This is a genomic window from Listeria costaricensis (assembly GCF_900183385.1).
In the GTDB taxonomy this organism is placed as follows: domain Bacteria; phylum Bacillota; class Bacilli; order Lactobacillales; family Listeriaceae; genus Listeria; species Listeria costaricensis.
Window position 1 is genome coordinate 5,533 of record NZ_FXUT01000006.1, and the last position, 24,923, is coordinate 30,455.

At 43.3% G+C, this 24,923-nt stretch carries 28 protein-coding genes, 1 tRNA gene and 1 pseudogene; 24 read left to right on the plus strand and 6 right to left on the minus strand.

Features of this window, described 5'->3' with window-relative positions; all coding sequences use genetic code 11:
* Positions 1-228: 228 nt before the first annotated feature.
* From CS921_RS04765 to CS921_RS04845, 17 genes and pseudogenes are all read left to right on the plus strand, one after another.
* Complete coding sequence (locus tag CS921_RS04765; protein WP_099221922.1) at positions 229-1,674, plus strand: LPXTG cell wall anchor domain-containing protein; 1,446 nt, start codon at positions 229-231, stop codon at positions 1,672-1,674.
* A gap of 143 nt (positions 1,675-1,817) precedes the next feature.
* Positions 1,818-2,468, plus strand: a complete 651-nt coding sequence (locus CS921_RS04770) for a GntR family transcriptional regulator (RefSeq protein ID WP_099221923.1) — start codon at positions 1,818-1,820, stop codon at positions 2,466-2,468.
* Positions 2,469-2,481: 13 nt separating this feature from the next.
* Entirely contained in the window at positions 2,482-3,117 is a 636-nt protein-coding gene (locus CS921_RS04775; protein WP_099221924.1) for an efflux RND transporter periplasmic adaptor subunit, read from the plus strand.
* 8 nt (positions 3,118-3,125) lie between these two features.
* Positions 3,126-3,800 (plus strand): ABC transporter ATP-binding protein, encoded by a 675-nt coding sequence (locus CS921_RS04780; RefSeq protein ID WP_099221925.1) that lies wholly within the window; start codon positions 3,126-3,128, stop codon positions 3,798-3,800.
* Complete coding sequence (locus CS921_RS04785; RefSeq protein WP_099221926.1) at positions 3,797-4,972, plus strand: ABC transporter permease; 1,176 nt, start codon at positions 3,797-3,799, stop codon at positions 4,970-4,972. The genes CS921_RS04780 and CS921_RS04785 overlap by 4 nt, the downstream gene beginning before the upstream one ends.
* A 24-nt stretch (positions 4,973-4,996) precedes the next feature.
* On the plus strand, positions 4,997-5,197 hold the full coding sequence (locus CS921_RS04790) for a hypothetical protein (RefSeq protein ID WP_099221927.1): 201 nt from the start codon (positions 4,997-4,999) through the stop codon (positions 5,195-5,197).
* A 77-nt stretch (positions 5,198-5,274) separates the two neighbouring features.
* Positions 5,275-5,850 (plus strand): ATP-dependent Clp protease proteolytic subunit, encoded by a 576-nt coding sequence (locus CS921_RS04795; RefSeq protein WP_099221928.1) that lies wholly within the window; start codon positions 5,275-5,277, stop codon positions 5,848-5,850.
* Between the two features lie 182 nt (positions 5,851-6,032).
* Positions 6,033-6,866 (plus strand): STAS domain-containing protein, encoded by an 834-nt coding sequence (locus tag CS921_RS04800; RefSeq protein WP_099221929.1) that lies wholly within the window; start codon positions 6,033-6,035, stop codon positions 6,864-6,866.
* Positions 6,867-7,093: 227 nt separating this feature from the next.
* Positions 7,094-7,405 (plus strand): hypothetical protein, encoded by a 312-nt coding sequence (locus CS921_RS04805; RefSeq protein WP_099221930.1) that lies wholly within the window; start codon positions 7,094-7,096, stop codon positions 7,403-7,405.
* A 27-nt stretch (positions 7,406-7,432) separates the two neighbouring features.
* Positions 7,433-7,780 carry a helix-turn-helix domain-containing protein gene (locus CS921_RS04810; RefSeq protein ID WP_099221931.1) on the plus strand — a complete coding sequence of 116 codons (348 nt, stop codon included), beginning with the start codon at positions 7,433-7,435 and terminating at the stop codon, positions 7,778-7,780.
* Between the two features lie 179 nt (positions 7,781-7,959).
* Positions 7,960-8,316: pseudogene (locus CS921_RS04815) on the plus strand (amino acid permease); the annotation flags it as partial.
* 371 nt (positions 8,317-8,687) lie between these two features.
* Positions 8,688-9,056: a hypothetical protein gene (locus CS921_RS04820; protein WP_240422304.1), complete on the plus strand. Its 369-nt coding sequence runs from the start codon at positions 8,688-8,690 to the stop codon at positions 9,054-9,056.
* 353 nt (positions 9,057-9,409) lie between these two features.
* Positions 9,410-11,266 carry a choice-of-anchor A family protein gene (locus tag CS921_RS04825; RefSeq protein ID WP_476738460.1) on the plus strand — a complete coding sequence of 619 codons (1,857 nt, stop codon included), beginning with the start codon at positions 9,410-9,412 and terminating at the stop codon, positions 11,264-11,266.
* Complete coding sequence (locus tag CS921_RS15680) at positions 11,221-12,048, plus strand: Cna B-type domain-containing protein (protein ID WP_240422310.1); 828 nt, start codon at positions 11,221-11,223, stop codon at positions 12,046-12,048. Before CS921_RS04825 ends, CS921_RS15680 begins: the two co-directional genes overlap by 46 nt.
* Positions 12,049-12,184: 136 nt before the next feature.
* On the plus strand, positions 12,185-12,562 hold the full coding sequence (locus CS921_RS04835; RefSeq protein WP_099221934.1) for a GntR family transcriptional regulator: 378 nt from the start codon (positions 12,185-12,187) through the stop codon (positions 12,560-12,562).
* Positions 12,559-13,437, plus strand: a complete 879-nt coding sequence (locus CS921_RS04840) for an ATP-binding cassette domain-containing protein (RefSeq protein ID WP_099221935.1) — start codon at positions 12,559-12,561, stop codon at positions 13,435-13,437. Before CS921_RS04835 ends, CS921_RS04840 begins: the two co-directional genes overlap by 4 nt.
* A 1-nt stretch (position 13,438) precedes the next feature.
* A complete protein-coding gene (locus CS921_RS04845) occupies positions 13,439-14,512 on the plus strand; it encodes a hypothetical protein (protein WP_099221936.1) in 1,074 nt (357 codons plus the stop codon).
* A 36-nt stretch (positions 14,513-14,548) separates the two neighbouring features.
* Here CS921_RS04845 and CS921_RS04850 read toward each other — a convergent pair whose 3' ends face one another.
* On the minus strand, positions 14,549-15,406 hold the full coding sequence (locus tag CS921_RS04850) for an alpha/beta hydrolase (RefSeq protein ID WP_162921697.1): 858 nt from the start codon (positions 15,404-15,406) through the stop codon (positions 14,549-14,551).
* A 292-nt stretch (positions 15,407-15,698) separates the two neighbouring features.
* On the opposite strand from CS921_RS04850, the gene CS921_RS04855 reads away from it, so the two are divergent.
* The 6 genes from CS921_RS04855 to CS921_RS04880 all read left to right on the plus strand — a co-directional run bounded on the left by CS921_RS04855 (position 15,699) and on the right by CS921_RS04880 (position 21,777).
* Complete coding sequence (locus CS921_RS04855; RefSeq protein WP_099221938.1) at positions 15,699-16,247, plus strand: DUF1269 domain-containing protein; 549 nt, start codon at positions 15,699-15,701, stop codon at positions 16,245-16,247.
* A gap of 242 nt (positions 16,248-16,489) precedes the next feature.
* Positions 16,490-17,290, plus strand: a complete 801-nt coding sequence (locus tag CS921_RS04860; RefSeq protein WP_099221939.1) for a formate/nitrite transporter family protein — start codon at positions 16,490-16,492, stop codon at positions 17,288-17,290.
* Positions 17,291-17,474: 184 nt separating this feature from the next.
* A complete protein-coding gene (locus tag CS921_RS04865) occupies positions 17,475-18,221 on the plus strand; it encodes a polysaccharide deacetylase family protein (RefSeq protein WP_099221940.1) in 747 nt (248 codons plus the stop codon).
* A gap of 12 nt (positions 18,222-18,233) precedes the next feature.
* Positions 18,234-19,205 carry an ABC transporter substrate-binding protein gene (locus CS921_RS04870; RefSeq protein WP_099221941.1) on the plus strand — a complete coding sequence of 324 codons (972 nt, stop codon included), beginning with the start codon at positions 18,234-18,236 and terminating at the stop codon, positions 19,203-19,205.
* A 120-nt stretch (positions 19,206-19,325) separates the two neighbouring features.
* Positions 19,326-20,201 carry a phytoene/squalene synthase family protein gene (locus tag CS921_RS04875; protein ID WP_205527766.1) on the plus strand — a complete coding sequence of 292 codons (876 nt, stop codon included), beginning with the start codon at positions 19,326-19,328 and terminating at the stop codon, positions 20,199-20,201.
* 76 nt (positions 20,202-20,277) lie between these two features.
* Positions 20,278-21,777: a phytoene desaturase family protein gene (locus CS921_RS04880; RefSeq protein ID WP_099221942.1), complete on the plus strand. Its 1,500-nt coding sequence runs from the start codon at positions 20,278-20,280 to the stop codon at positions 21,775-21,777.
* A 74-nt stretch (positions 21,778-21,851) separates the two neighbouring features.
* Here the strand turns inward: CS921_RS04880 and CS921_RS04885 are convergent, their stop codons facing one another.
* The 4 genes from CS921_RS04885 to CS921_RS04900 all read right to left on the minus strand — a co-directional run bounded on the left by CS921_RS04885 (position 21,852) and on the right by CS921_RS04900 (position 23,876).
* Complete coding sequence (locus CS921_RS04885) at positions 21,852-22,082, minus strand: LPXTG cell wall anchor domain-containing protein (protein WP_099221943.1); 231 nt, start codon at positions 22,080-22,082, stop codon at positions 21,852-21,854.
* On the minus strand, positions 22,030-22,239 hold the full coding sequence (locus CS921_RS15845; protein WP_099221944.1) for a MucBP domain-containing protein: 210 nt from the start codon (positions 22,237-22,239) through the stop codon (positions 22,030-22,032). The genes CS921_RS04885 and CS921_RS15845 overlap by 53 nt, the downstream gene beginning before the upstream one ends.
* Before the next feature lie 135 nt (positions 22,240-22,374).
* The gene (locus CS921_RS04895) at positions 22,375-23,133 is read right to left on the minus strand and encodes an ABC transporter permease (protein ID WP_099221945.1); all 759 of its coding nucleotides are present in this window, start codon (positions 23,131-23,133) and stop codon (positions 22,375-22,377) included.
* Positions 23,130-23,876 carry an ABC transporter ATP-binding protein gene (locus tag CS921_RS04900; RefSeq protein ID WP_099221946.1) on the minus strand — a complete coding sequence of 249 codons (747 nt, stop codon included), beginning with the start codon at positions 23,874-23,876 and terminating at the stop codon, positions 23,130-23,132. The genes CS921_RS04895 and CS921_RS04900 overlap by 4 nt, the downstream gene beginning before the upstream one ends.
* A gap of 356 nt (positions 23,877-24,232) precedes the next feature.
* Here CS921_RS04900 and CS921_RS15785 point away from each other — a divergent pair, with 356 nt between their 5' ends.
* Positions 24,233-24,715 carry a methylated-DNA--[protein]-cysteine S-methyltransferase gene (locus tag CS921_RS15785; RefSeq protein WP_276106841.1) on the plus strand — a complete coding sequence of 161 codons (483 nt, stop codon included), beginning with the start codon at positions 24,233-24,235 and terminating at the stop codon, positions 24,713-24,715.
* An 87-nt stretch (positions 24,716-24,802) separates the two neighbouring features.
* On the opposite strand, the gene CS921_RS04910 is transcribed toward CS921_RS15785, so the two are convergent.
* Positions 24,803-24,875: transfer RNA gene (locus CS921_RS04910), tRNA-Ala, on the minus strand.
* Positions 24,876-24,923 lie beyond the last annotated feature (48 nt).

A 24,923-nucleotide genomic window follows, 5' to 3' on the forward strand; every position in this document is an offset into this window, starting at 1 on the left:
GCAAATCTTTCAGGAGCATTGCGTTTCCCTGATGTAGTCGAAGTACTAAACAACTTAATCAAAGGTATTTTTGGTTGATTCAATGAAAGGACTATCTTAATAGATGGGGACCGGATCAAAATAATTATTAATTAAATATTCGGACTAGATACTATTGTATAAGATGGTCGGCAAAATGTATGGGGTTAGGTGCGACTTAACCCTATATTTATTAGGAGGAGTATTTAGGTGAAAAAAATAATCGCTTTCGTAACAGCGCTGGCTCTGGCATTTAGCGCGATGATTTCCGTACCGCCAGTAAAAGCTGCCAGTAGCAATACAGCAAGTAATTTAACCTATAAAGAAGTAGCGGGAGGCTTCTACTTTGTTGGTTATGAAGATGTGAAGCTTGAAAAAGGAAAAAGTTATGCTTATACCATCAACTATAAAGCAAATGTCGTGAATGAAAACGGTAAAGTCATCAGCGGACAAAATGCGAACTATGGCTTATTTGAACCTCATTCATCAGGTGCGCCAGTAAATACAGCCATTGTTAATGCACAGAATGGTTCTGATGTAGCGGCGCCTGGAAATGATACATTTGAACATAAAATTGCTTTTACAGCCAAAGAAGATGGTGTCGCAGATATTGGGGTCTATCTTTTCCCGGGTTCCGTATTGCAGACAACACCTGATGCAACGCTGATCTGGCTGAGTGCATCGGTAAACGGCGGGGAAGTGCCATCTAGCAATACTGCCCCTGTAATCAACGCTTCGGATAAAGAAATCCAAGTGGGCGACAAATTTGATCCGAAAGCAGATGTCACGGCAACAGACAAAGAAGACGGTGATTTGACAAGCAAAATCGCTGTGACAAAAAATGAAGTCGACACTTCTAAAGCGGGCGTTTATGATGTAAGTTATTCGGTTACAGACTCCGGTAATTTGACCACAACCAAAGCTATCAAAGTCACTGTAAAAGAAAACCCAGTTAACACAGCGCCAACGATTCAAGCAGAGGACCGGACGATCGGTTTGAACGCAAACTTTGATCCACTTGAAAATGTTACAGCAACAGATAAGGAAGACGGCGATTTGACGAGCAAAATCGTGGTCACGCAAAATGAAGTGGATTCCTCCAAAGCAGGCAGCTATAAAGTCAGCTACAAAGTGACAGACTCAGCTGGTCTTTCGGCAGAGAAAACCATTACAGTGACAGTTTTAGCCACTGAAAATGAAGCGCCCGTCATTAATGCTACAGATAAAACGATCAAAGTGGGCGACAAATTTGATCCAAAAGCAGATGTCACAGCAACAGACAAGGAAGACGGTGACTTAACAAGCAAGATTGAAGTGGTCAAAAATGAAGTGGATGCTTCCAAAGCGGGCAGCTACAAAGTAACTTATCGCGTGATAGATTCTGCAGGTATTATGACAGAAAAAACGATCACTGTGACCGTAAAAGATGGAACGATTGATCTTGTTATTAACGGAGATGCAACCATTTCCGGGAAGATTTCAAACGATTCCAAAGCTGAAAATACAGCAGGAAAACAAGCTGTTCAAACGAAGTCAGATGCGAAGAAAATGCCTAAAACTGGTGACACAACAATGATTTGGCTGGTACTAGCAGGAGCGCTACTTGTAACGGGTGCATCTATTGCCATCTATCGCAGACAATCTGCACATAAATAATACCAAGCAGGCAGCGGTCGAAAAAGCTTTCTTCGATCACTGCCTGTAACTTTAGAAAAAGAACAGTCGTGCTCTATCAAGAGAGATTCTGTAAGTGATAAAATGATACCCTAATATGTATTTTTTCAGAGAGGGGAATGGAAATGCCAAAAATTGCTCGTGGAGAAAGACTAGAAATTATCGCTTATGAATACATGAAAGAAAAGATTATTTCAGGGGAATATCCTGCAGGCTATCGCATTATTGAATCGAAGTTATCGGAAGAACTCAACATGAGTCGCACGCCGATTCGTCGAGCGATTGTCAGCCTTGCCCATGCAGGTTTTGTCAAACATCAATATAATAGGGGAGCATTTGTTGAAAACACACAAGTTGATACAGCTGCATTTTTTTCAAGGATGAAGTTGATTGAACTCCTGATCAACGAAAGTGTCGACAAATTAGTATTAAGGGAAAATTATATTGAAGTGGATGATTTAATTGAGAAGGCAGAAAAGATTATTCGTTGCGCCAATGAAAATTCACGAAAAGGAATGATCGAAAGTTTTGAAGAATTTGTCAGTTTATTGATTGGGAAAATAAACAATGACTACTTTAACCGACTTGTGCAGGATTTATGGATTGAACTGGATGATCATGCCACAGAAGAAATTACCATCATTTTCATTTCTGCCAGCAGTCAATTGTGCTGTGAACTAAAAAGTGTCATCAAATATCTGAAAATGAAAGATTACAGTAAACTCAAGGGGGCATCAGCACGGATGATGAACGCAATGCTCCTAACTGTTTTTTAGAAAGGTTTTGAATATGAAAAAAATAGCAATAGGTCTCCTGTGCCTCGTGGTCATTAGCGGACTCTTTTTTCTATATATCAGCTGGCAAAATCAGCAAGAGACACAAGAAACGAAACCCAGTTATGAAACAACCAAAGTCATGAAAGAAGATTTGAAAGTCTTCATATACGCGAAAGGCCAGATTATCCAAGGCGAAAATTCGTGGCCGGATTATAAAGAATATGCGGCAGAAGTATTAGTAGACGAACTGGATATTACGAAGGTCAAAAAAGATCAGACAGTGGATATTCACGTTACAGCTTTGCCAGATAAGACCCTTACTGGAAAAATCACATCGATTGATCAAAACGGAATAATTTCGGGAGATGTAACGCAGTATAAGGTTTCCGTCATGCTGGATGATGAAAGTCAGCTGATGGCAAATATGCATGTGACGGCAGATATTTTAGTTGACGAACAAAAAGATGCCCTGACTTTGCTCAAACAGGCTGTACATACCGATGATCAAAAGAAAAAATTTGTCTATCTGCCGACAAAAAATGGTAAAGTTCGCGTTTTTGTTGAAACTGGCGCCTATAATGATAAAAAAATCCAAATCACTTCCGGTTTAAAAGAAAATGAAACTGTCATTGTTGCAGATAAAAAGTAGGTGAACACATGATCCGAATGGAACATTTAAATAAGGTCTATCAGCAAGGGGGAGAAGAACTGTATGCCCTTCGCGATATCAATTTCTCATTGGAACTGGGAAGTTTTGTAGCCATTGTCGGGCCTTCTGGGTCGGGCAAGTCAACCTTTATGAATATCGTCGGATGTTTGGACCGGGCGACAAGCGGCTCCTATCATTTACACGATCGGGACTTGATGCGCCTGCCGGATAAAAAACTTTCCCAATTTCGCAATCAGTCGATCGGCTTTATTTTTCAACAATTCTATCTGCTGCATCGTTTGACGGCCTATGAAAACATGGAGTTGCCACTGCTCTATCGCGGGACATCAGCAAAGGAACGACGAAGTAAAATTGTAGAAATGTTTGCACTTTTAGGACTGGAAGGGAAAGAACAATTTTATCCCAAACAGCTCTCAGGCGGGCAGCAGCAGCGTGTGGCAATTGGTCGGGCCCTCATTGGTGAGCCGGCGCTTCTTTTAGCAGATGAACCGACTGGCGCGCTGGACTCAAAGACCGGACAGGATGTGATGGCGCTTTTGAAGAACATTCATCATAAAGGGCATACGGTAATGATGATCACCCATGATCCGAAGCTGGCGCAAGAGGCAGACTCGATTTATGAAATGAAAGATGGCAGATTGATGGAGTTGACGCGACGGTGACGATTCAAAAGAGTATCCAAATGGCATTCAAACAATTACGAAGCAGCAAATTACGATCATTTCTTACCATGCTCGGTATCATCATCGGGGTTTTCTCCATTGTTTTGCTAATCAGCCTTGGAAATGGCATGGCGAAAAATGTTGCCTCCGAGCTGAGCGACCTAGGCAGTAACGTCATCTCCGTCAGCTTTGTCCCCCAGAATGTCGAACAGACGCTTGACTATGAGACCGGCATGGCACTGGCACCTGTCGACACAATTGCCGCGCCAGAAGAAACGCGGACGGAGCCCATTGTGGCACATGGTGAGCGTGCGAATGAACAAGTCGTTGGCACCAATCAAAATTATGCCGCGATTAAAAATTTAGTTTTATCAAAAGGCCGCTTTTTAGCCCCAAGCGATCTGACCTATCATGAGCAAGTGGCCGTTATCGGTGCAGGTCTCGCCGAAGAGCTGTTTCCCAATCAATCGGCAGTGGGCCAGTCGATCTTGATTAATGGCGCCCAGTTTGAAGTCATTGGCGTATTGAAAAAGCAAAAGACAAGCCTGACGGGTTCAGCAGATGAAAAGCTACTCATTCCAATGACCAGTGCCAGTCGTTTATTCCAAAGCAACGAAGTCAGTCTTTTTTATTATCAGGCAACAGGCGGACTGGCGGTTGATCAGGCTGAAAAAGAGTTGAAGCAGTCTTTCAGCGAGACCTTTCCACAAAACGAGACAAAGAAAGCGCCCTATACGATTTTAAACCAGCAGGCAACACTGGATGCCGTAAATAGCATCACGTCAACACTTACACTCGGACTCGGGGCAATTGCGATTATTTCACTCATGGTCGGCGGTATTGGAATTATGAATATCATGCTGGTATCTGTTACAGAACGGACAAGGGAGATCGGCATTCGCAAAGCCATTGGTGCGACGGGCGGTAATATTTTAAGTCAGTTTCTAATCGAGGCCATTGTGCTGTCACTTTTTGGCGGATTCATTGGACTTTTAAGCAGTGGGCTCGTGATTCAGCTTCTTTCAAATGTCCTGTCATTCGCCATCCAGCTTGATTTTCAGACCGCCCTCATTGCGCTTGGCTTTTCCGTCCTAACAGGTGTACTTTTTGGCGTAGTGCCCGCCTATCAAGCTTCCAAAAAACTACCGATCGAGGCCCTACGTTTTGAATAAACAAAAAGGTAGGTGATTCAGCCTATGTCTCAAGATGAAGCCGGAAATGATGCCTGGGTATTGATTGAAAGCATCAGCCTCAAAACCTTTTTAGCGCGCGATGAACTTCATCAGCTTCCTTATGAAGAGCTTCTTCATCTATATGAATACATCTTTGAAGGCGGGGAGTTGAAAGGTGATTCGATAGCGGCCAAACTGCTGCAGCTCTCCCGTCAGCGCCCCTAAGGCTTACTTTTTGACCTTTATTGACCATTGTGCTACAATGATTTCGTATTTATTTGGATGAGAGAGGTGTTAGGACAGTGGAACAGGAAAAAAAGCAAGATATGAATAGCTTATTAATGGAAAAACTGATCAGCACACGAACAATCTTAATTTATGGTGAAATTAATCAAGCGCTTGCCAAGGAAGTAACCAGTCAGCTTCTTTTGCTTGAGTCGCTTGGTGACGAGCCAATCACGATTTTCATCAATAGTCAGGGCGGGCACGTGGAAGCAGGTGATTCCATCCATGACATGATTCAATTTGTGAAACCGGAAGTGCGAATCATCGGTACTGGCTGGGTGGCGAGTGCTGGGATTACAATCTATTTGGCCGCTAAAAAAGAAAACCGTTATAGCCTGCCGAATACGCGTTATATGATCCACCAGCCAATGGGCGGCGTGCAAGGGCAAAGTTCCGAAATTGAAATTGAAGCGCGGGAAATCATCCGTATGAGAGAACGAATTAATCGGATCATCAGTGAAGCAACAGGTCAGGACTATGAAAAGGTTTCACTAGATACAGATCGCAATTACTGGATGAATCTAGATGAGGCAATCGAATATGGCGTGGTCACACATAAAATCACACATGCAGGTGAACTAGATTCAAAATAAAAAATCGGGCAGCGCGTAAAAGTGCTGCTCTTTTTCATGTTCCAATTTTATTCCCTGGGAAATAACCATTCTTCCAATTAAATGTTACTATTTGAGCAAAAATAAGCTATAATATAAGAAAAGAAATACGCTCAAAAAATTGGCTTATAGAGAGACAGAATGGCACAAAAGGAGTGGCAGAATTGGATAAAAATCAGCAACTATACGATTATCTTGCGCAACAGGCGGCAGACTTTACGAACGAGTGGTACGAAGGCATTGATAAAGAAGTTTCAGATGGTATATACGCTTCTAACGACCCGGATGTCATTGCAAAGCTCAAACGACTACATAATAGTTTCTACCTTCAGTTTATACATACTTTTGTGTCGGAAAAAGGCGCCTTTTTTGAAAATCTAGATGATTGGATGACTGGAATCTCCAATGATGAGGATCATTTACATACGCCAGTTTATCAAATCATCAGTGAATTTTTACGTGTCCAGCATCAGTTTATAGATGCCGTGCATGATTTTTATGAAAAAAATCAGGATGTTTGTACGCTGGATGACGTGCGGATTTGGAGTACACTGGTTGTCAATCGAATGGGCGATATCATTGTTTGGTTTACAAAAGAGAATATGCTCCGGTCTGAGGAACGTCTGAATGCTCAGCAGGAGACGATCATGGAGCTTAGTTCCCCGGTGATCAAGCTGACAGAAAGCAGTGCACTTTTACCACTGATTGGTGAGATTGACACAGTTCGAGCGCGTTTCTTACTCGAAAATACACTTTTACAATGTGCAGAAAAAAATGTCAGCCGTTTGTTCATTGATCTCTCAGGTGTGATGATCATTGACACGATGGTCGCGCAGCAATTATTCCAACTAGTAGACACGTTACGTCTGATCGGCGTAAAGACGATTCTTTCGGGCTTGCGGCCTGAGATCGCTCAAACGGCTGTGCAGCTAGGGATCGATTTTGAAAACGTGGAAGTTCGTTCGACATTGTTGAACGTCATCAAAGAAGACTTATAAAATTCACCATGCAGCTGATGCTTCGTCAGCTGTTTTTTTTTGTATAAAATTGTATGGAATTTCACAATGACGAATAGTTGTTTTTTGTTAAAATATTTTAGGAAATGTCTTGTACAAGATATTTTTTTATCTTTTAAGGTGCTGGAATGCAATATGTAATCAAGAGCCGCTATTGTTTCCCCTCCTTAAAAGAGACATGTCAGCAAACGATAAGGAGAGAAGGAAGCATGCTTGATGTTGACTTATTGGAAACATATAAGGAAGCGCAAGTTTTAGCTGGAGAGCGGATTGCTGCTCTCTGTCGGAAAGACGGGCTCGAGATCAAATCACTCGAGAAAAATGAACACATCGAAGCGAATAAACAAAGTGAGCGGATTGTCGTCCTTGTTTCAGGCTCCTGCAAAAAAGAATTTGTCGATGAAAATGGCAAAATGCGGACACTGCTTTTTTATAAAGGACCGATCTATATTGAAAATGATCCGCGTCTATATCTGCAAGAGGATATTTTTATGACGACAATGGAGCCAGTGACCTTTTAACTGATTGATGAAAGCTATCTTTATCAAATGGTCAAACAGGACGAGCAGCTCATCAAGTGGATGTATGATGCACTCGGTACGAAGATCGAATACATGACCAGACGTTTCTTTAATCAGCGTTATGACATGTTTCGCAAGTGTGCAATCGCTCTAATCCACACCTATTATATCAGCGGAAAAGAAAGCTGCCTCAGAAATGGGCTGCCACTCACTCAGGAGCAATTTGCCGCCTATGTGGGCATCTCCAGACAAAATGTCAATCAGGCGTTTGCCGCTTTCAAGCAACTGGATGCCTTTGATCCAAAACATTGGGAAATTAAGGATCTGACCCAGATGCTGGCGATTGCGAATGGGGAACTTGACCTGCTCGGCTAGCCTAGTCGATCGCTTGTAGAAATCGCTTTAGAGTGACAGCTTGTCGCTCTGTGTTAATTAGAGTGAAAATTGAGAAAAAAATATAATGGAGACGAAGAGATGAGTAGGCCAACTCATGTACAAGGCGCGACCTAGCGGAATCGTTCTTTTTATTCCACAAAATGAAAGGTCGTGAAAAAATGAAAAACAATGAAACAGATTCAAAAAAAACGCTGACATTATTTGGCTTTTTTGCGCTGACGGCCTCCATGGTCATGACCGTTTATGAATACCCGACATTTGCCACATCAGGCCTGCATTTAGTTTTCTTTTTACTTTTGGGTGGGTTTCTCTGGTTTTTACCTGTGGCATTATGTGCGGCGGAAATGGCGACGGTTAAAGGGTTTCAAGAAGGCGGAATCTTCTCCTGGGTTGGAAACACGCTAGGGGAACGTTACGGCTTTGCGGCGATTTTTTTTCAGTGGTTTCAGATTACCGTGGGCTTTGTCACGATGATCTATTTTATTCTGGGTGCCTTTAGCTACGTGCTCGGCTGGCAGGTTCCGGCTTATCCGCTCCCGGCAGATCTTGAAGACCAAATTATTCAACGGATCGTTTGCAGAGCTGACTTTGGCCATAATATGGCAGAAGAATTTGTGGCCGATTTTAAGATGGCCATTACGGATCTAGAAAAAGCTCATTTGCGCTTTCATGAGCAAGAGAGGAACGATGCATATGGCTTCACTCATTAAAATGCTGCAAATGTTGCCAAAATTATTGAGACAAATTCACGACTAATCGCGAAACAGAAAAGCTTCTTTTACCCCTCAGAGGAAAGAAGTTTTTTTGTTTTTTTCATGTTTTTTGCCCATTATATGCCTTTTTTCAAAAAAGTACGTTATACTAAAAGAAAACGTGGAACAAGGTGATGGCCATTCGAATTTTTGCAGGCGTGCTTTCCTTACAAGCAGCGATTATTGGTTTTTTTACCTCCTATAAACCTATAAAAGACCCAGTTTCTTATTTAATGTTGATTCCGGAAACACTATCAAGAGATGCCAGCTGGATTCTTTCAGTCGTGATGTTTCTTGCCGGAATATTAGTAATCTGTGCACAGAAAAATGATTTTCTATTATTTTTGGCCATGGTATTGTGGGCGTTCGGGCTGATTTTAGGCCTGCTTTTCTGTCCTACTTATTCGGGCTTCTATTTTCGACCGTCGTCATGTGCGATCTGTCTAATCATCAGTTTCTATGTTTTTACAGATTATAGGCGCAGCAAGCATAATCAAACCTAATACTCCTTCCTTCAGAACAGGATTTCTGATGCGTGAGGAGTATTTTTACGTGTATTTCAAATAGTTATTTAGATTTAAATATGAACTTTTTGTGAACAATGAGAATGAAGCTCACTTATTCACACCAATATAATGTGTTTTATTTAAAGCTAAACTTTCTAAAAACGAAAAATATTTATTAAGTATACTATATTTGTGAATAAATTCACTTGTTTGTTGTGGAGGAGGCAGGGAAAAGCTAAGTATGATAATCATGATGTATGCTAGCTGCAAAACATGATTCGAAAAAAGGATGACAAAAAACAGGAGTGAGAATCATGAAAAAAATTGGGATGGCAATAATGCTTTGCCTTATGCTTTTTGTAACCCCTTTACAGACAGGACAAGTAATTGCTGCGGAAACTTATTCGGAAACAGCGGATCATGTTTTAGGTGTGGCTGGAACATTCAATGCTTTTATTCTAAGTGACATGTTGATTGATGGACACGGTACAGATGTGGAAGGCCGACTGGCGGTTGGCGGAGACATCAAAATTAATAACTTTGGCATCGGTTCTAAACTAGCCCTATGTAATGACACGCATCATTTGATTGTAGGTGGTTGTGTGGATATTAAAGGAGGCGAGAATCATTCGGGGAACACATTGATTGATGATCAATCGGCCATAACGAATTTTTCTCTTTCTCATCGCAATCAGAATGCGCAAAATCCTTATAGAGCCAACGTTCAACCGTTTTTTGAAAATGCTCGGCAGGAAATTTATCAAAAAAATACACAAATTGCCGCACTAACGGCAAATGGTCAAACAAATGTCGAATATGGCGCGCTGAAATTGGTGGGCACGAATGAAGATGTGAATACATTTGAAGTAAATGCAAATGACTTGCAAACCGCCAATGGTGTGCATATCAATGTGCCAAGCGGTTCAACCGTTGTGATTAATGTCAAAGGTACTGATGTTCATTTTCCAAGTGCGCAAATGTACTTTAATGGTGTAGGTCTTGGAAATAATCATTCGGAAAATAGCCGGATACTTTGGAATATGGCCGAGGCTGTGCAAATTACAGGGAATGGTGTTTCAGTCAGCGGAACCATTTTAGCTCCATATGCGAATTTCCAAATGCAAAATGGGAATATCAACGGATCACTGATTGTGGATAGTTACAAAGGACATTTTGAAATGCACAACCATCTTTTCTTGCCGGATGCCGACATTTTCGTCGTGACACCGGAAGTGACAGATATTACAGGAACGAAAGTCTGGGACGGCGGTCCGGCCGAGAAACCAACGATCGAACTGCAACTGTATCAAGATGGCAATCCCTATGGTGACGCAGTCAGCCTAGAAAATGGCGAGACGGCATACACATGGAAGGATTTGCCAGCAGGTGATGAGGCAGGAAATCTTTATCAATATACAATCGACGAAGTTAAAGTGCCAGAATCATACACAAAAACAATTAGTCTAGACGGTCTCACGGTAACGAACCACTATGAGCAAGGGACAACAGAAATCACCGGAACGAAAATCTGGGAAAACGGTCCGACCGAGAAACCAACGATCGAGCTACAACTCTATCAAAACGGCAGCCCATACGGCGACCCAGTCAGCCTGCTAAATGGCGAGACGGCCTATACATGGAGCAATCTGCCGCTGAACGACCGGACAGGAGTTGCCTATAAGTATACAATCGACGAAGTAGCCGTGCCGGAATCCTATACGAAAACGATCAGTCAAGATGGCCTCACCGTCATCAATCAGTATGAACCAGGTCAAACGAGTATCACTGGAACCAAAATCTGGGATGGCGGTCCAGCCGAGAAACCAACGATCGAGCTGCAACTGTATCAAAATGGCAGTCCATATGGCGATCCCATCACACTAGCAGATGGCGAAACGACCTACACATGGAATGATCTGCCGCAAAATAATCTGGCTGGTGAAGCCTATCATTACACAATGGATGAGGTGAAAGTGCCAGAATCCTACACAAAAACGAACAGTGAAGATGGCCTCACCGTCACCAATCACTATGACCAAGGAATAACAGAAATCACCGGAACCAAGGTCTGGGAGAACGGCCCGGCCGAGAAACCGACGATTGAACTGCAACTGTANNGCAACTGTATCAAAATGGCACTGCATATGGCGATCCCATCACGCTGGCAGACGGCGAAACGACCTATACATGGAGCAATTTGCCGCTGAACGACCGGACAGGAGCTGCCTACGAGTATACAATCGACGAAGTAGCCGTGCCGGAATCCTATACGAAAACCATCAGTGAAGACGGTCTGACAATTACCAATCACTATGACCAAGGGGAAACGGAAATCACCGGAACCAAAGTCTGGGACGGCGGTCCAGCCGAGAAACCAACGATCGAGCTGCAACTGTATCAAAACGGTGAACCATATGGTCCATCGGTCAGCTTGGCAGACGGTCAGGAAAACTATACATGGACTAATTTGCCGGAAAGAGATTTGGAAGGACAAGCCTATCAGTATACGATCGATGAAACCAAAGGCTCTGATCTTTATACAAAAGAAGTGAGCGAAGATGGCTTGACAGTCACGAACACATTCAATAAACTCACCGATCCAGTAGATCCAGTAGATCCAGTAGATCCAGTAGATCCGGTAGATCCAGTAGATCCAGTAGATCCAGTAGATCCAGTAGATCCGGTAGATCCGGTAGATCCGGTAGATCCGGCTGACCCAGTAAATCCAGTCGACCCAACAAATCCAACCGATCCAACAACTACCACGGATCCGGTGCCTGTTGTGCAAAAGATGTATCTGAGAAATGCGCCTACAATGCTGACGGTAAACGAGCAAGCGAATCCGACTGCTGCGGCCGACAAACCGACCGAAAAGCAGGCACAGACGACGCTTCCTCAAACAGGAGATCAAGATGCTCAGGCCATTGCCTTTGCAGTGGGAGCAGGGCTTCTGTTGATCGCACTTGCCAGAAAATTAAGTAGAAATTAATTAAAATGTAAACCCAGCGAAACCCGCGTGCCGGCTTTCGCTGGGTTTTTTGCGTGGCACAGCTTGACAATCTAATTATTCTAGTGTACTATAATAAGTAGTTCACTTAATACAGATAATACAGGTGGTGGATCCGATGTTTTCTTTAGATCGAACAAATCGAGCGCCCATTTATGAGCAAATCGTTCAAATGATCAAAAAGCAAGTGGTGGCAGGCATATTAAAGCCTGACGATCAGGTTCCCTCAATTCGTGAGATGGCAATCTTGTTGGGCGTAAATCCCAATACCGTCAGTAAAGCCTATCAGGAGCTAGAGAGAAGTGAAGTTTTATATACCATGAAAGGAAAAGGTGCGTTTATTGCAGAGACGACCGGTAAAACGATTTCAGAAAAAGCGCGTCTGGCGGCCGTCAATCAGCTAAAAGAGGCTGTAGTAGATCTGTTGATTATGGGCCTATCAAAGGAAGAAATTATCAACAGGGTGGAAGACATTTATAAGGAGGGGCAAATATGAAAGTCGAACATTTGACCAAGCACTTGAACGGGCGGATTTTACTGGATGGAATTGATTTAACACTGCATAAAGGAGAAATTGTTAGTTTAATTGGTCGAAATGGTTCTGGCAAGACCACATTGCTCCGTTCCATCATGGGCTTTTACAGCATTCAGGAAGGGAAGGTCACGATAGAAGGAGAGGCGCTTGCCGAACACCCCGAACGAAAAGGACAGATTTTCATGCTGCAGGACAATCTGCAACTTTGGCAGTCTTATAAGATTCAGACGATTAGAAAGCTTTTTGAAGAGAACTATCCCAATTTTGATGCAGAAAAACTACATCGACTTATGCAGGAATTAGCCTTGCCAGAAGAGAAGCGTTTTCGGGAATATTCTAAAGGGATGAAAGCCGTTTTTGGCATCATTCTGGCACTTTCCGTCGGGGCGGAATATCTGCTGCTGGATGAACCGCTCGATGGTGTCGATGTGATCACCCAAAAGAAAATTCGCCATTTGCTGCTAAAAGAGATGGCCGCTGGACAAGTGGGGATTTTGATTTCCAGTCATCAGCTGCAGGAACTAGAGCCCATCTCAGATCGTGTTTATCTTCTGAGAGAAGGGCGGATCGAAAAGAGCTATCATCTTGAAAGCCTTCGTGAAACCGGGGTCAAATTGCAAATCGCACTTAAGACGCCTAAATTGCCTGCCTTTTTAACGGAAAAGGGCCGTCTGGTGAAAAATTATGGGCGCGTTTATACCTTACTGTTTCCGGCAATCAGCGAGGAGCTGCATCAGGAAATTCTGGCGCTTGAGCCAATCTTTATCGAAGAAATGCCGCTCGACTTGGAGGACATTTTCTTTTATCATTTAGCTGAAAACGGGGAGGTCTACTAGCATGAGAGGATTATTACTGAAAGAATGGCGACAATCAGGCGGCCTTTTTTGCCTCGTGATTTTACTGATCGGCGCTTTCTATATCAACCACAGTTTCAAAGTTGTTAGCACTTACCAAACGACACTTCAACAGCATGCCTCGCAAGAATTCCAAAAGGATGATCAGGAGTGGCCGCTGAGTGATGCGGACTTCGAGAGCTCACTTAAAGTGGGTGAAACGACTCTCTATACATATGCACCAGTGGTTTTGCTTCTGCTTCTTGTGCTGGGATTTAAGCAGAGTGCAGGTGAACGATTCCGAAAAAATGACTACTTCACATATGGACTGCCACAGCCAAGGTGGCGGATATTTTGGGCCAAACAGCTCGCCTTCCTGCCACTCGCCTTGCTGAGTATCGGGCTTTTCAGCGGCGCGAGCATGTGGTACATTTACATGAAAATTCCCGAGATGTTTTTGCCGCCTGCTACAATGGCAGTCATGATCGTTTTTTCAAGCTTGGCCGTTTATTTCTTTGCTTTTGAATTGACGCTATGTTTAGGCTGGCTGTGTGGCAACCTGATATTCGCCATCTTATCAACCCTATTACTCTTCACGTCGATTTTGTATCTCATCCCTACCGGAGTGCCCTCAATTTGGGTAAGTATCCAGTCATTTGTCGAACAGAAAAGCGTGGATGTGCTCTGGCTGAATAATCTACTTGCCGGACTGGCAAACTATGCGGATTTCCGTAGCAGTGCGAGCTTGATAACATTTCTAATTCTTGGGCTGGTCTGCGGTGGCTGCGCGTATCTGGTCCATCAAAAAATGACACTGGAATACGATGGCGATTTTATCATTCTGCCTAAATTGCGGAAGCCGATTTGGCTATTTGCCAGCCTGTATGTTCCGTTTACGTGGCTATGCTACATGGAAATTTATCATTACAGCGGTTTCCGTATGATCGGTGCAGAGCAATTTTTCGGCATGTGCTTAGGGACGCTTTTCATTCTTTTTATCACAGGAATCATCACGCATTGGTTGATTTTTAAAACCTTTCCTTTTTCAAAAAAGAGTCGCGCATTGCCAGCAAAATAAAGAAGGTGCCTCCAGCCACATGTGGAGGCACCTTCTTCATATTCCCGCCAGAAAGCGGATCGCAGCCTGATAAGCTTCTTTCCCTTCCGCGGCCGTCGTTTTTGTATCGAAATCATGCGGCAGGTCCTCAACAGGATAAAACGCACTTACCAGTGTTCCACGAGCCAGGCGCTCCGATTCTGTGACCGGTACATCCTGATCGGCTCGACTATGGGCCAAAAAGAGCGGCGGCAGAAAGTGGAAATCCTGTTCTTCCTTTAACGAATAGGTTGCCAGCAGGTCTTCACTTGGCGAGTCACCCAGCACCATCTCCAGCCAGTTGCCCGTTTGTCTGGCATAAACATAGAGCGGAAAACGCTGTGCCACGTTGCTTGCGGCAATTTCGTGCGGATAGATCATCGTCTTGACAAGCGATTCGGAAAGCCGGGCAAATTTAGCATAATGGTCATTTTTTTCAATCAGCCAGTTTGCTTTTAAGGAGCTGTACCCGTAAAATGAAAGTACAGCGACTGGCGGCGAAATAAGCGGGTCACTGGCTGCTAGTAAAGCAAGATAGGCACCAGACGATTGCCCCAGAAGAATGTAGTCCTTTGTTTCCAGTTGCCATTTTGGCGCAGCCTCATCGTGGAACCACTGGATTGCCTCCGTAACGTCGCGGTAGATTTCCGGCAGCTTCGTTTCAGGAGCCAATCGGTAGTCGACGGCAAGAAAATGATAGCCGTTATCCAGAAAAAGCGAAATATATTCTTCGGCCAGATCTTTCCGTGAGCCATACATGAGTCCGCCACCGTGGAAATAGATGACCGTTCGGGCGGACGACTGGCTGCTACGATAAAAGTCAGCTTGAAGAAGCAAGCCGTCTCGTTCGGCATAGGTGATGGTTTCAGTTTTCATTATCCAACCTCCTCTCATCTAGTGTAAGCGGGATAGAAGATTTTGACCAGTAAAGTTATAAAAATTGGAAAATCTATCATTTGAAACACCCCTTTTTGAAATTTTTGTGAACAGGTAAGTTAAAACTAGTGTAGTCGAGACAGAACTGTTAAAATCAAACAAGGGTCGCAAACGATTTCAGGCAAGGTTTTGAACAGCTGGAAAGCGGGCAAAGTAAGTAGATTTGTTTTATATAATTTTAGCTTGCTAGGATTATTTAAATAATTTTGATGGAAATGAGAGGGGTATTGAAATGGCAAAAAAAGATAAAACAGTATTGATTATGAATTTTGAAACAGAAAGTGTGGCGTATCAAGCTTTTTCTGATTTAAAAAGGCTTCATGCGGAACGAAAAATTATTGGCTACCAAATGGCCGTTGTGACACACCAAGAAAATGGCAAATTAAAAGCAGATGATTTTTTGGATTTCACTGGTGCAGATAAAAATATCAAAGACAGCCTGATCGGGATGCTGATCGGGATTCTAGGCGGTCCACTTGGCGTACTGCTTGGCTGGGTAGTCGGCAGTGTGGTCGGTTCCATGAAAGATGCCGGCGAAGTGAAGAATGCGATGACTGTTTTTGAAAAAACACTCGAAACGATTCCAGCAGGTCAAACAGGTGTCATTTTGATTGCCACAGAACAAGAACGTGAAGCAGTCAATGATCTTGTTTTCGATAAACTAAGCGGACGTATTGCGCGCATGGATGAAGAACTTGTAGCGAATGAAATCAAACAAGCGCAAGAAGCAGAAAATGAAGCACAAGCCACTGCGAAGAAAAAATGGTTCGGTCGTAAATAATTGTGGGACGCTCATCAGCTAAAGGATTGCTGGTGGGCGTTTTTGGTTGAAAGTTGCGACTGTTGGTTTCTTTTTTGTGGAAACGGGAATCAGATAGAAATCGTTTGATAAAATCGACCGTATGAGGAACGCTTTCATTTAAAAATCAGTTTTAAATGCAAAAGAAACATGCTACAATAGACAAGTTGCAAGCACTTGATGCAAGTATTTGTAAAATTTTAACAGTATGGAGATGAAGTGATTTGGATATAGAAACAAGCCCCTTGATGCAAAAAATTGACTACAGTACGAAGAAAAAGATTGACCTTGTAAATAACAGCATTATCCGTTACATCATTCGTGCAATGCTTGCCTGCCTATTCTTAACGCTTGGAACAGCAGTGGCGGTTATGATTGGTGACAAGGTAGATCATTTTGCACCTGGACTTGGAAAAATCGTCTACGCTTTTATGTTTAGCTGGTCGCTCGTCATGATTATTTATATGAATGCCGAACTTGGTACGAGCAATATGATGTACATGACAACAGGGGTCTATCAAAAAATCGTTCGCCCCGGGAAAGCCTTGCAGATTCTTTTTCTCTGCATTATTTGCAACCTGATTGGCGGGATTTTGGCAGGATATTTGATGTCGCTTACGTCCGCTTTCCAAAATCTTCCGGCAGATCATTTTCTCTATACGGCCGTGAGTGGAAAATTGGAAAAAGCCCCGTTAGAGATTTTTGTAGAAGGTATTTTTGCTAATATTGTTGTTAATACAGCTGTTTTATGTACGCTGCGTATGAAAGATGACGCTGGGAAAGTAATCAGTATGATTTTTATTATTTTCATTTTTGCTTTTCTTGGTTTTGAGCACGTTATTGCCAATTTCTCTTCTTTCTCACTCGCTTTCTTTGCTTCTGGCGGAACACTTGCTGCCATGACAGTCAGCAATGTAGTGACCAATTTGACACTTGCGCTCTTGGGGAACTTTGTAGGTGGAGGTCTTGTGATTGGCCTCGGCTATGCTTGGCTAAACCGAACGAGCTCGATTTATAAAGATTAACCAATGATGACGCTGCTTCTAAAAAGAGGCGGCGTTTTTTAGTGGGGAAAAACGGGATGAGGGTCTCGGCGGCTGTTGAAGCGGCAAGCTTATTTTACAGAAAGCCTATTTACAAGCGCTATGATCTTCGTTAGAATAGAAATTGTGTTTTTGTGATGATTTTCACTTGGTGGGAGGAAGAAAAATGAGTTTTCGCGTATTGATGTATCATGAACTTCGTGATCGAAGTGTGAACAAGGTGGAAGGCTTTTCTGCCATTCAGGTGGCGCAGGATTATGAGGATCAGCTGCCACCGGTATTATTTACGTATGTGGATGATTTCAAAGCGCAGATGCAGTTCTTGAAGGAAAATGATTATCATCTTCTAAGTATGCAGGAAGTGCGAGATTTTTATGAAAAGGGGTCGACGCTTCCAGAAAAAGCGGTTTTGCTGACTTTTGATGATGCGTTCCAATCGGTGTATGAGCTGGCCTATCCGGTATTGAAGGAGCTCGGGATGCAGGCTACATTGTTTGTCGTTCGCGGCTGGCTGAATAAGGCGACCATGCCTTTTGATCCGACACGTTCTGTTGTGATGAGTGAGGCACAACTGGCTGAAATCAAGGATGTTTTCACGCTGGCGAATCATTCAACCAATCTGCACACGAAAGCAGGAGCAGGGAAAAGTGCCGTTCAAACGGTCGGTCTGCAAGCGTTGAAGGAGGATTTGGCTTATTGTGCTGAAATTGTGGATGAACCGCATGCATTTGCCTATCCATTCGGCTTTGTAGATGCCGAGCAAGATCCTGCCCATTTGAAAGAAGCGGGAATTGATCTGGCATTCACGACGACAGGCGGAAAAAATGACCGTACGACGAATCCTTATTTTTTACATCGTGAAACGGTTGTTTTAGGCATCACAATGGAAGCATTCAAACTATTAATCGATTAAGGTGGAAAGAAAATGAAAAAATTGGGCTTATTGTTGGCAGTATTTTTTGTGTTGGTATTAGCTGCTTGTTCAAATACGGGCGATGCAGATAAAGCGTCCGATAAAAAGGAAGCGGAAAAAGAATTAAAAACGACGGATCAGGTGCTGAATATTGGTACCTTGCCGGCCGAGTCAGCGATTCCGATCATCTTGGCAAAAGAAAAAGGTTTTTTTGAAGACGAAGGTGTCAATGTGGAGATCACATCTTTCAACTCGCCAAATGATCGAAATGTTGCCGCACAGGCGGGAAAAATTGATGGCATGATTGGTGACGTGATGACCACCCTTTCGATGCGTGAAAATGATATGAATTTTACCATCACATCGGACATTAATGAAGATTTCAAATTGCTTTCTTCGCCGAATTCTGGAATCACAGATGTGAAGCAGCTCGACGGGAAGGATGTTTCGCTCGTACCAAAATTCTTGCTTGAATATATTATGGATGAGATTGCGGCAGAAAATGACATCAGCTACAATGTGGTTTCCATTCCGTCCATCTCGGCTCGTTATGAAGCGCTGTTGAATGATCAGGTGGATTCAGTGATCTTTACAGAACCGCAAGCCACGATGCTCCAAGAAAGTGGTGCTCACCTTTTGGCAAGTTCAAAAGAATATGGCATTAAAGGCGGTACGATCAGTTTTGCGGATAACGTGATTGATGAGCGCCCTGGAGATATTGCGGCATTCTATCGCGCCTATAATAAAGGTGTCGACTATATGAACAACAATGATGTCTCCACTTACAGCGATATTTTGAAACAATACAAGTTTCCAGATTCGATGAGCGACTATCTTTCCAATAAAAAAGAGGACTATACGAAAGCCGCTGCAATCACAAAAGACCAATATCAAAGTATTGAAGAGTGGACGAAAAAGAAAGAAATGATTACAAAAGATTACGCATATAAAGATGTCACAGATTTTAGCATGCTACCAAACTAATCAAAAAGAAAGTGGGAATCGAGGAGATTCTCACTTTTTTTAGTGCGTGTCATTAAATTTGACTTATCAAATGATAAGAGTTTACAGTAGAGATAGACGAAGGAAACAAGGAGGATTCTCTTGATATTATCAGAAGGCGACAAAATGCTGGAGCTGCATGAACCGGATTTTCGATATTGTGAAAATATTATGCGCAAACATGCAAAAAGCTTCTACAGTGCATTTTCAAAACTACCTATAAAAAAAGCAAATGCGATTTATGCGATCTATGCCTTCTGTCGACTGGCGGATGATGCAATGGATGTACATCAGGATATTCAAGAATTAAATCAGCTTGAGGAAGAGTTGTTTCTTTTTATGGACGGGGAAGTTCCAGATAAGCCATTATGGCGGGCTTTAGCAGTTGTCTGCCATATTTTTCCAATCGAGCTGCGTTATTTTGAAGAATTAATTCAGGGGCAGAAAAAAGATCTCCATTTTGAGCAGCCGACTAGCCAAGCGGAACTAGAGGACTATTGCTATTTTGTGGCCAGCACGGTGGGACTCATGTTGCTACCTGTTTTGACCGATCAGCCAAGTGCCGTTCAAGAGCAGGCAAAAGCGCTAGGTGTGGCGATGCAGCTGACGAATATTTTGCGAGATGTCGGCGAGGATTTAAAAAATGAGCGGATTTACTTACCGACAGATGTCATCCAAATGAACGGTTATTCGGAAAAAGAGTTAGCCACACATACGATTAACCAGGCTTTTGTTAACCTATGGGAATTTGAAGCAGGACGCGCGGAGAAGCTATACAGTGAGGCGCTCACGATGATGCCTTATATAGATGAAGACTGCCGGCTGCCTTTGCTTTTGGCGATTTATTATTACCGAGAAATTTTGAACGCTGTCCGTAATGAGAAGTATCAATGCTTTGAAAAAAGGAATTTTGTCGGCACCCAAAGAAAATATACGCTATATAAAGCCGCCAAAAAAGGTTTGGCAGAGCTAAAATAAGGGAAGTTTTTGGAAAGCAGGCCTAAATGATACGGCCTTTTAGTAACAACAAGTTTGAAAAAGGGGAGGGGCCTGTTTGAAAAAAATAGCAATCGTAGGTGGCGGCATCACAGGACTTGCTTCGGCAGTTCGGCTTGCGGCAAAGGGCCATCAGGTCACACTATTTGAAAAAGAAGCGAATGTTGGCGGTCGGATGAACCAATTGACAAAGGACGGTTTTATATTTGATATGGGGCCAACAATCGTGATGATGCCGGAAGTCTATGCAGATGTATTTGAAGCAGCCGGCAGAAAAATGGCTGATTATTTGGACATGCAGCCACTGGAGAGTATTTATGATATTTATTTTTCTGATGAAGAAAAGATAACGGTAACGACTGATTTGCCACAGCTACATACGACTTTTGAAAAAATGGAACCCGGCTCGATGCAAGGGTTTTTAGATTTTCTGGCAGAAATTTACAAGCGCTATACGATCGCACGAAAATACTTTTTGGAGCGAACGTTTCGCAAGCCAACTGATTTTTATAATCCGTTTACGTTATATCAGGGCTTGCGACTCAAGACATTTAACAGTGCGGATCAGCTGATTAAAAAATATATTCCCAATGAAAAAATTCAAAAACTGCTGGCTTTTCAAACTTTGTATATCGGAATTGATCCTGCACAAGGGCCTTCGCTCTATTCGATTATTCCGATGATCGAAATGATGTATGGGGTGCATTATATTCGTGGCGGCATGTATCGCATGGCGGAAGCACTGGAGAGATTGGCATTAGAGCTTGGGGTTGTGATCGAAAAGGCGGCACCTGTTGCGCGAATACTGGTTGATGAAGCCAAGAAGCAGGCCATTGGCGTTGAAACGACGGCGCCGCATTTTTTTGACCAGATTTTATGTACGGCGGATTTTCCCTATGCGGCCCAAAAACTCCTCCCACCATTAAAAAAATATCCACCGGAAAAAATAGAGGCGATGGACTATTCCTGCTCAGCCTTTTTGCTCTATTTGGGCGTGGACGAGGACTTGCGCGGGAAAATAAATGTTCATAACGTGATTTTCTCGCATGATTTTGAGCAGAATATCCAAGAGATTTTTGGCGGCACCCTATCGGAAGATCCGTCGCTGTACTTTTATGCGCCTTCTACGATCGATCCGTCATTAGCGCCTGAAAATAAAACCGGTTTGTATGTATTGATGCCGGTACCGGAGCGAAAAACGGGCCAATTTGACTGGGATGATCCGGCGTTTTTGGATCAGGTAAAACAGATCGTCTTCCGAAAATTGAAAGAAATTCCGGCGCTTAGCCAATTAGATCAGCAGATTATTTCGGAAACAATTTTCACGCCAGCAGATTTTGAAAGGAATTACCATGCCAAATTTGGTGCGGCATTCGGACTGCGGCCAACACTCAAGCAGAGCAATTATTACCGACCACAAAATGTAAGCACTGATTATCAGCACTTGTATTTTGCTGGCGCCAGTACGCATCCCGGTGCCGGTGTTCCGATCGTCTTGACAAGCGCCAAGATTACAACGGATGAGATGTTGAAGGACATGAACAACGAGTGGTGCTGATATAAAAAAAGAACTGGCAACCAAGCCAACCATTTTATCAATGGGCTAGCCGTGGTTGCCAGTTCTTTTTAGCTTTACGAACGTTTTCTCAGGCCGATGACACCAATGCTACCAGCTATACCTAATAAAATAAGCCAGTCACTACGCGTGTCTCCTGTTTTGGGAAGGGGTGCGTCAGTTGATTTCACCATACTTATAGAAGCACCAGTATCTGGGATGATTAGAGCATTGTCGGCTGGAATTGTAGAAGCTTTATAGATGTAAGTGACCGTTTGATTTTTGAGCAGAAAATACGCCATCCGCATGACCTTTTGTCCCTACAAGTTCATACCCAGGAATAAGCCATGCTTTTGTATGATAAGGTTCTCCTAATTTGCCGGCCTGGACAATATCTTCTGCTAAAGGCTGGCCATTTTCATCTTGATAAGAAGCGGTTACTGTGCTACTTGCAAGAGGAGCCATGACGGTTATTGTAGCAGATGCATTTAATTATATTTCTTGTAAAAATGAGGATTTTCGTTATAAATGTGACAATTCTTAAAAACAAAAAACGCTTTTTAAAATAGCAAAAAAGCGTTTTGTCGATGATGAGCAGGCTTATTTTTCTTTTCGCTGCCAAGGAACTAGCAGATATTCGAGTCCGTCGATACATTTGAAAAGCAGATAGCCGAGCAGGCACAGGGCCAGAATTCCGCAAAACATATCCGGATAATCAATCATGGACCAGGCGTTCATGATGTAGTAGCCCAGACCATAATCGGTCGCATAATTTTCGGCAAAAAAGAGCGAGGCGAGGGCAATTCCGATACAAACCCGCAGACCACTCAAAATTTGCGGCAGGACGGCGGGGAAAAGCAAATGTCTGAAAGTCTGCCATCTGCCTGCGTAAAGGGAGGTCATCACTTGAAAATAGCGCGGTTCGATTTGGCTGATGCCGTCTCGTACGGATAAAATAATTTGGAAAACAATGATCCAGATAATCAACATGATTTTTGAAAAATCTCCCAAGCCGTATAAAATCATAAAGACTGGCAGAAAAGCCACTTTTGGAATGGGATAAATCATGTAGAGAATCGGCGAAAAAATTCGGTCGCACCATTTGTTGACGCCAATCAGGATGCCAAGCGGGACACCGATTAATAAAGAGACCGCGATGGCAATCAGGATGCGATACAGGCTGCTGGCAATATGCGGCAAGAGCAAAGGGAAGTCTTGGAAAAATTGGCCAATCGTTGCGAGTGGACTTGGAATTACGGCCTTATCGATGACGAGATAAAGCAATTCCCAAATCACCAGGATGCCAATCACGCCTATCAAAAACTGACCAACAGCTCGTCGAAGCGTTTTAAATTTCATTGAGGTTGTCCCTCCTCAAGCAGCTGCCGAACCCGGACGCACATTTCGTAAAAAGCAGGCGAAGTGCGCAGGTTTTCTTGACCAAAAAGCGGATTTTCTATTTCAGTGGCGATTCGCCCAGTTTGCATAATGACGATTTTTTGACCCAGCAGAATGGCTTCTTCGATAGAATGGGTCACTTGAATCATGGTGTGTTCGCGAGAGGCGGCAATTTCAGCGAGCGTGTCTTGAAGCGACTCCTTGGTCATGGCATCAAGGGCGGCCGTGACCTCATCTAAAAGTAGCACGGACGGTTCCAGTGCCAGACTGCGGCCGATCGCTGCCCGCTGTTTCTGTCCACCGCTGATCTGATGGGGATAACGGTTCTGAATATCCCTAATTTTTAACCGCTCTAAAATGTGAAGCGTCTTGTCGTGTTGCTCTTTTGGCGGATATTTTTTCATCTTTAAGCCAAGTGCCACATTTTCGTAGACCGTCTTCCAAGGAAATAACGAGTAGTCTTGAAAAATAATCGCCGTGTCCTCCGGGTAGCGAACAAGTGGCAAGCCATCATAAAATACCGTTCCGCAAGTAGGCTTTATAAAGGCGGCCAATGTATTTAGAAGCGTGGTCTTTCCACAGCCTGATGGCCCAATAATCGAGCAACTCGTACCGCCAGCAATTTCAAGCGAAAGGTTCTCTAAAACCGTCTTGTCCTCATATTTGATCGTGACATCTTGCATCTGTATGGCTTTTGCGCCCATCTCTGCACCTCTACTTCAAAAAGTTCTGCTTTTAACATAGCCCAGTTTCAAACCATTGTCAAGGCGCTCTGTAAAGCCGTTTCTTCATGAAAACTCGTCAAAAAATTGCTTCCTCCGCTTAAAAGGCACCTTTTACCCGAGTCAAATAGCGGTGAAAGAACGACTAACCTTGCACAAGCGCCCCAGGATGGATGCAAAAGAAGGGAAGCATCCCGTGCAAAACGGCACTTTTGCAAGGCTAAAGAAAAATTTGGATAAAAAGCAATGTTTTTCGATTTGAATTTTCGGGCTACCTAAATCCCACGAAAATGCGTATAATAGAAATGGAAGGACAGTTGGAGAAAGGAGAGGCACGATTGATTGAATATGATGAATTTGGACCAGCGCGACTTTTCTTTGCTGTTCGGGAGGATAAACTGATTTTTGTCAGCGGCTGTGAATGCGGGGAGAAAGAACTGCAGGACTGGCTGGCAAAGCATTTTCCTGCGGAGCAAACTGTTCGCGTAGAGCTACCGGTTTTTAGAGAGTGGCTGCGGGCTTATTTTGCAGGTGAGAAAGTAGGGATACCGCCATATGGACTGACAGGCACTGCTTTTCAAAAGCAAGTCTGGGAGGCTTTGTTTGAGGTGCATCGTGGTGAGACAATTAGCTATACAGCGCTTGCTGAAAAAATTGGCAAAAAGTCGGCTGTGCGGGCAGTTGCCAGTGCGGTCGGGAAAAATCCGCTGTTAATTGTCTGTCCTTGTCACCGGATTATCGGTAAAAATGGGACGCTGCATGGCTATCGCGGCGGGCTTGCAATGAAAAAACGCTTGCTTGAGTTGGAACAGTCCAACTAGAATGCCTTGAAACACACACTTATAAATTAGCAATCATGCTGAAAAAAAGGATCCATCTTCGCACACAGAAGATAGACCCTTTTTATATGGAGCATAGCGGGATCGAACCGCTGACCTCTTGCATGCCATGCAAGCGCTCTCCCAGCTGAGCTAATGCCCCTTATGAACACGAAATTATTATAGCGATTTTTGCTAGATTCGTCAAGAT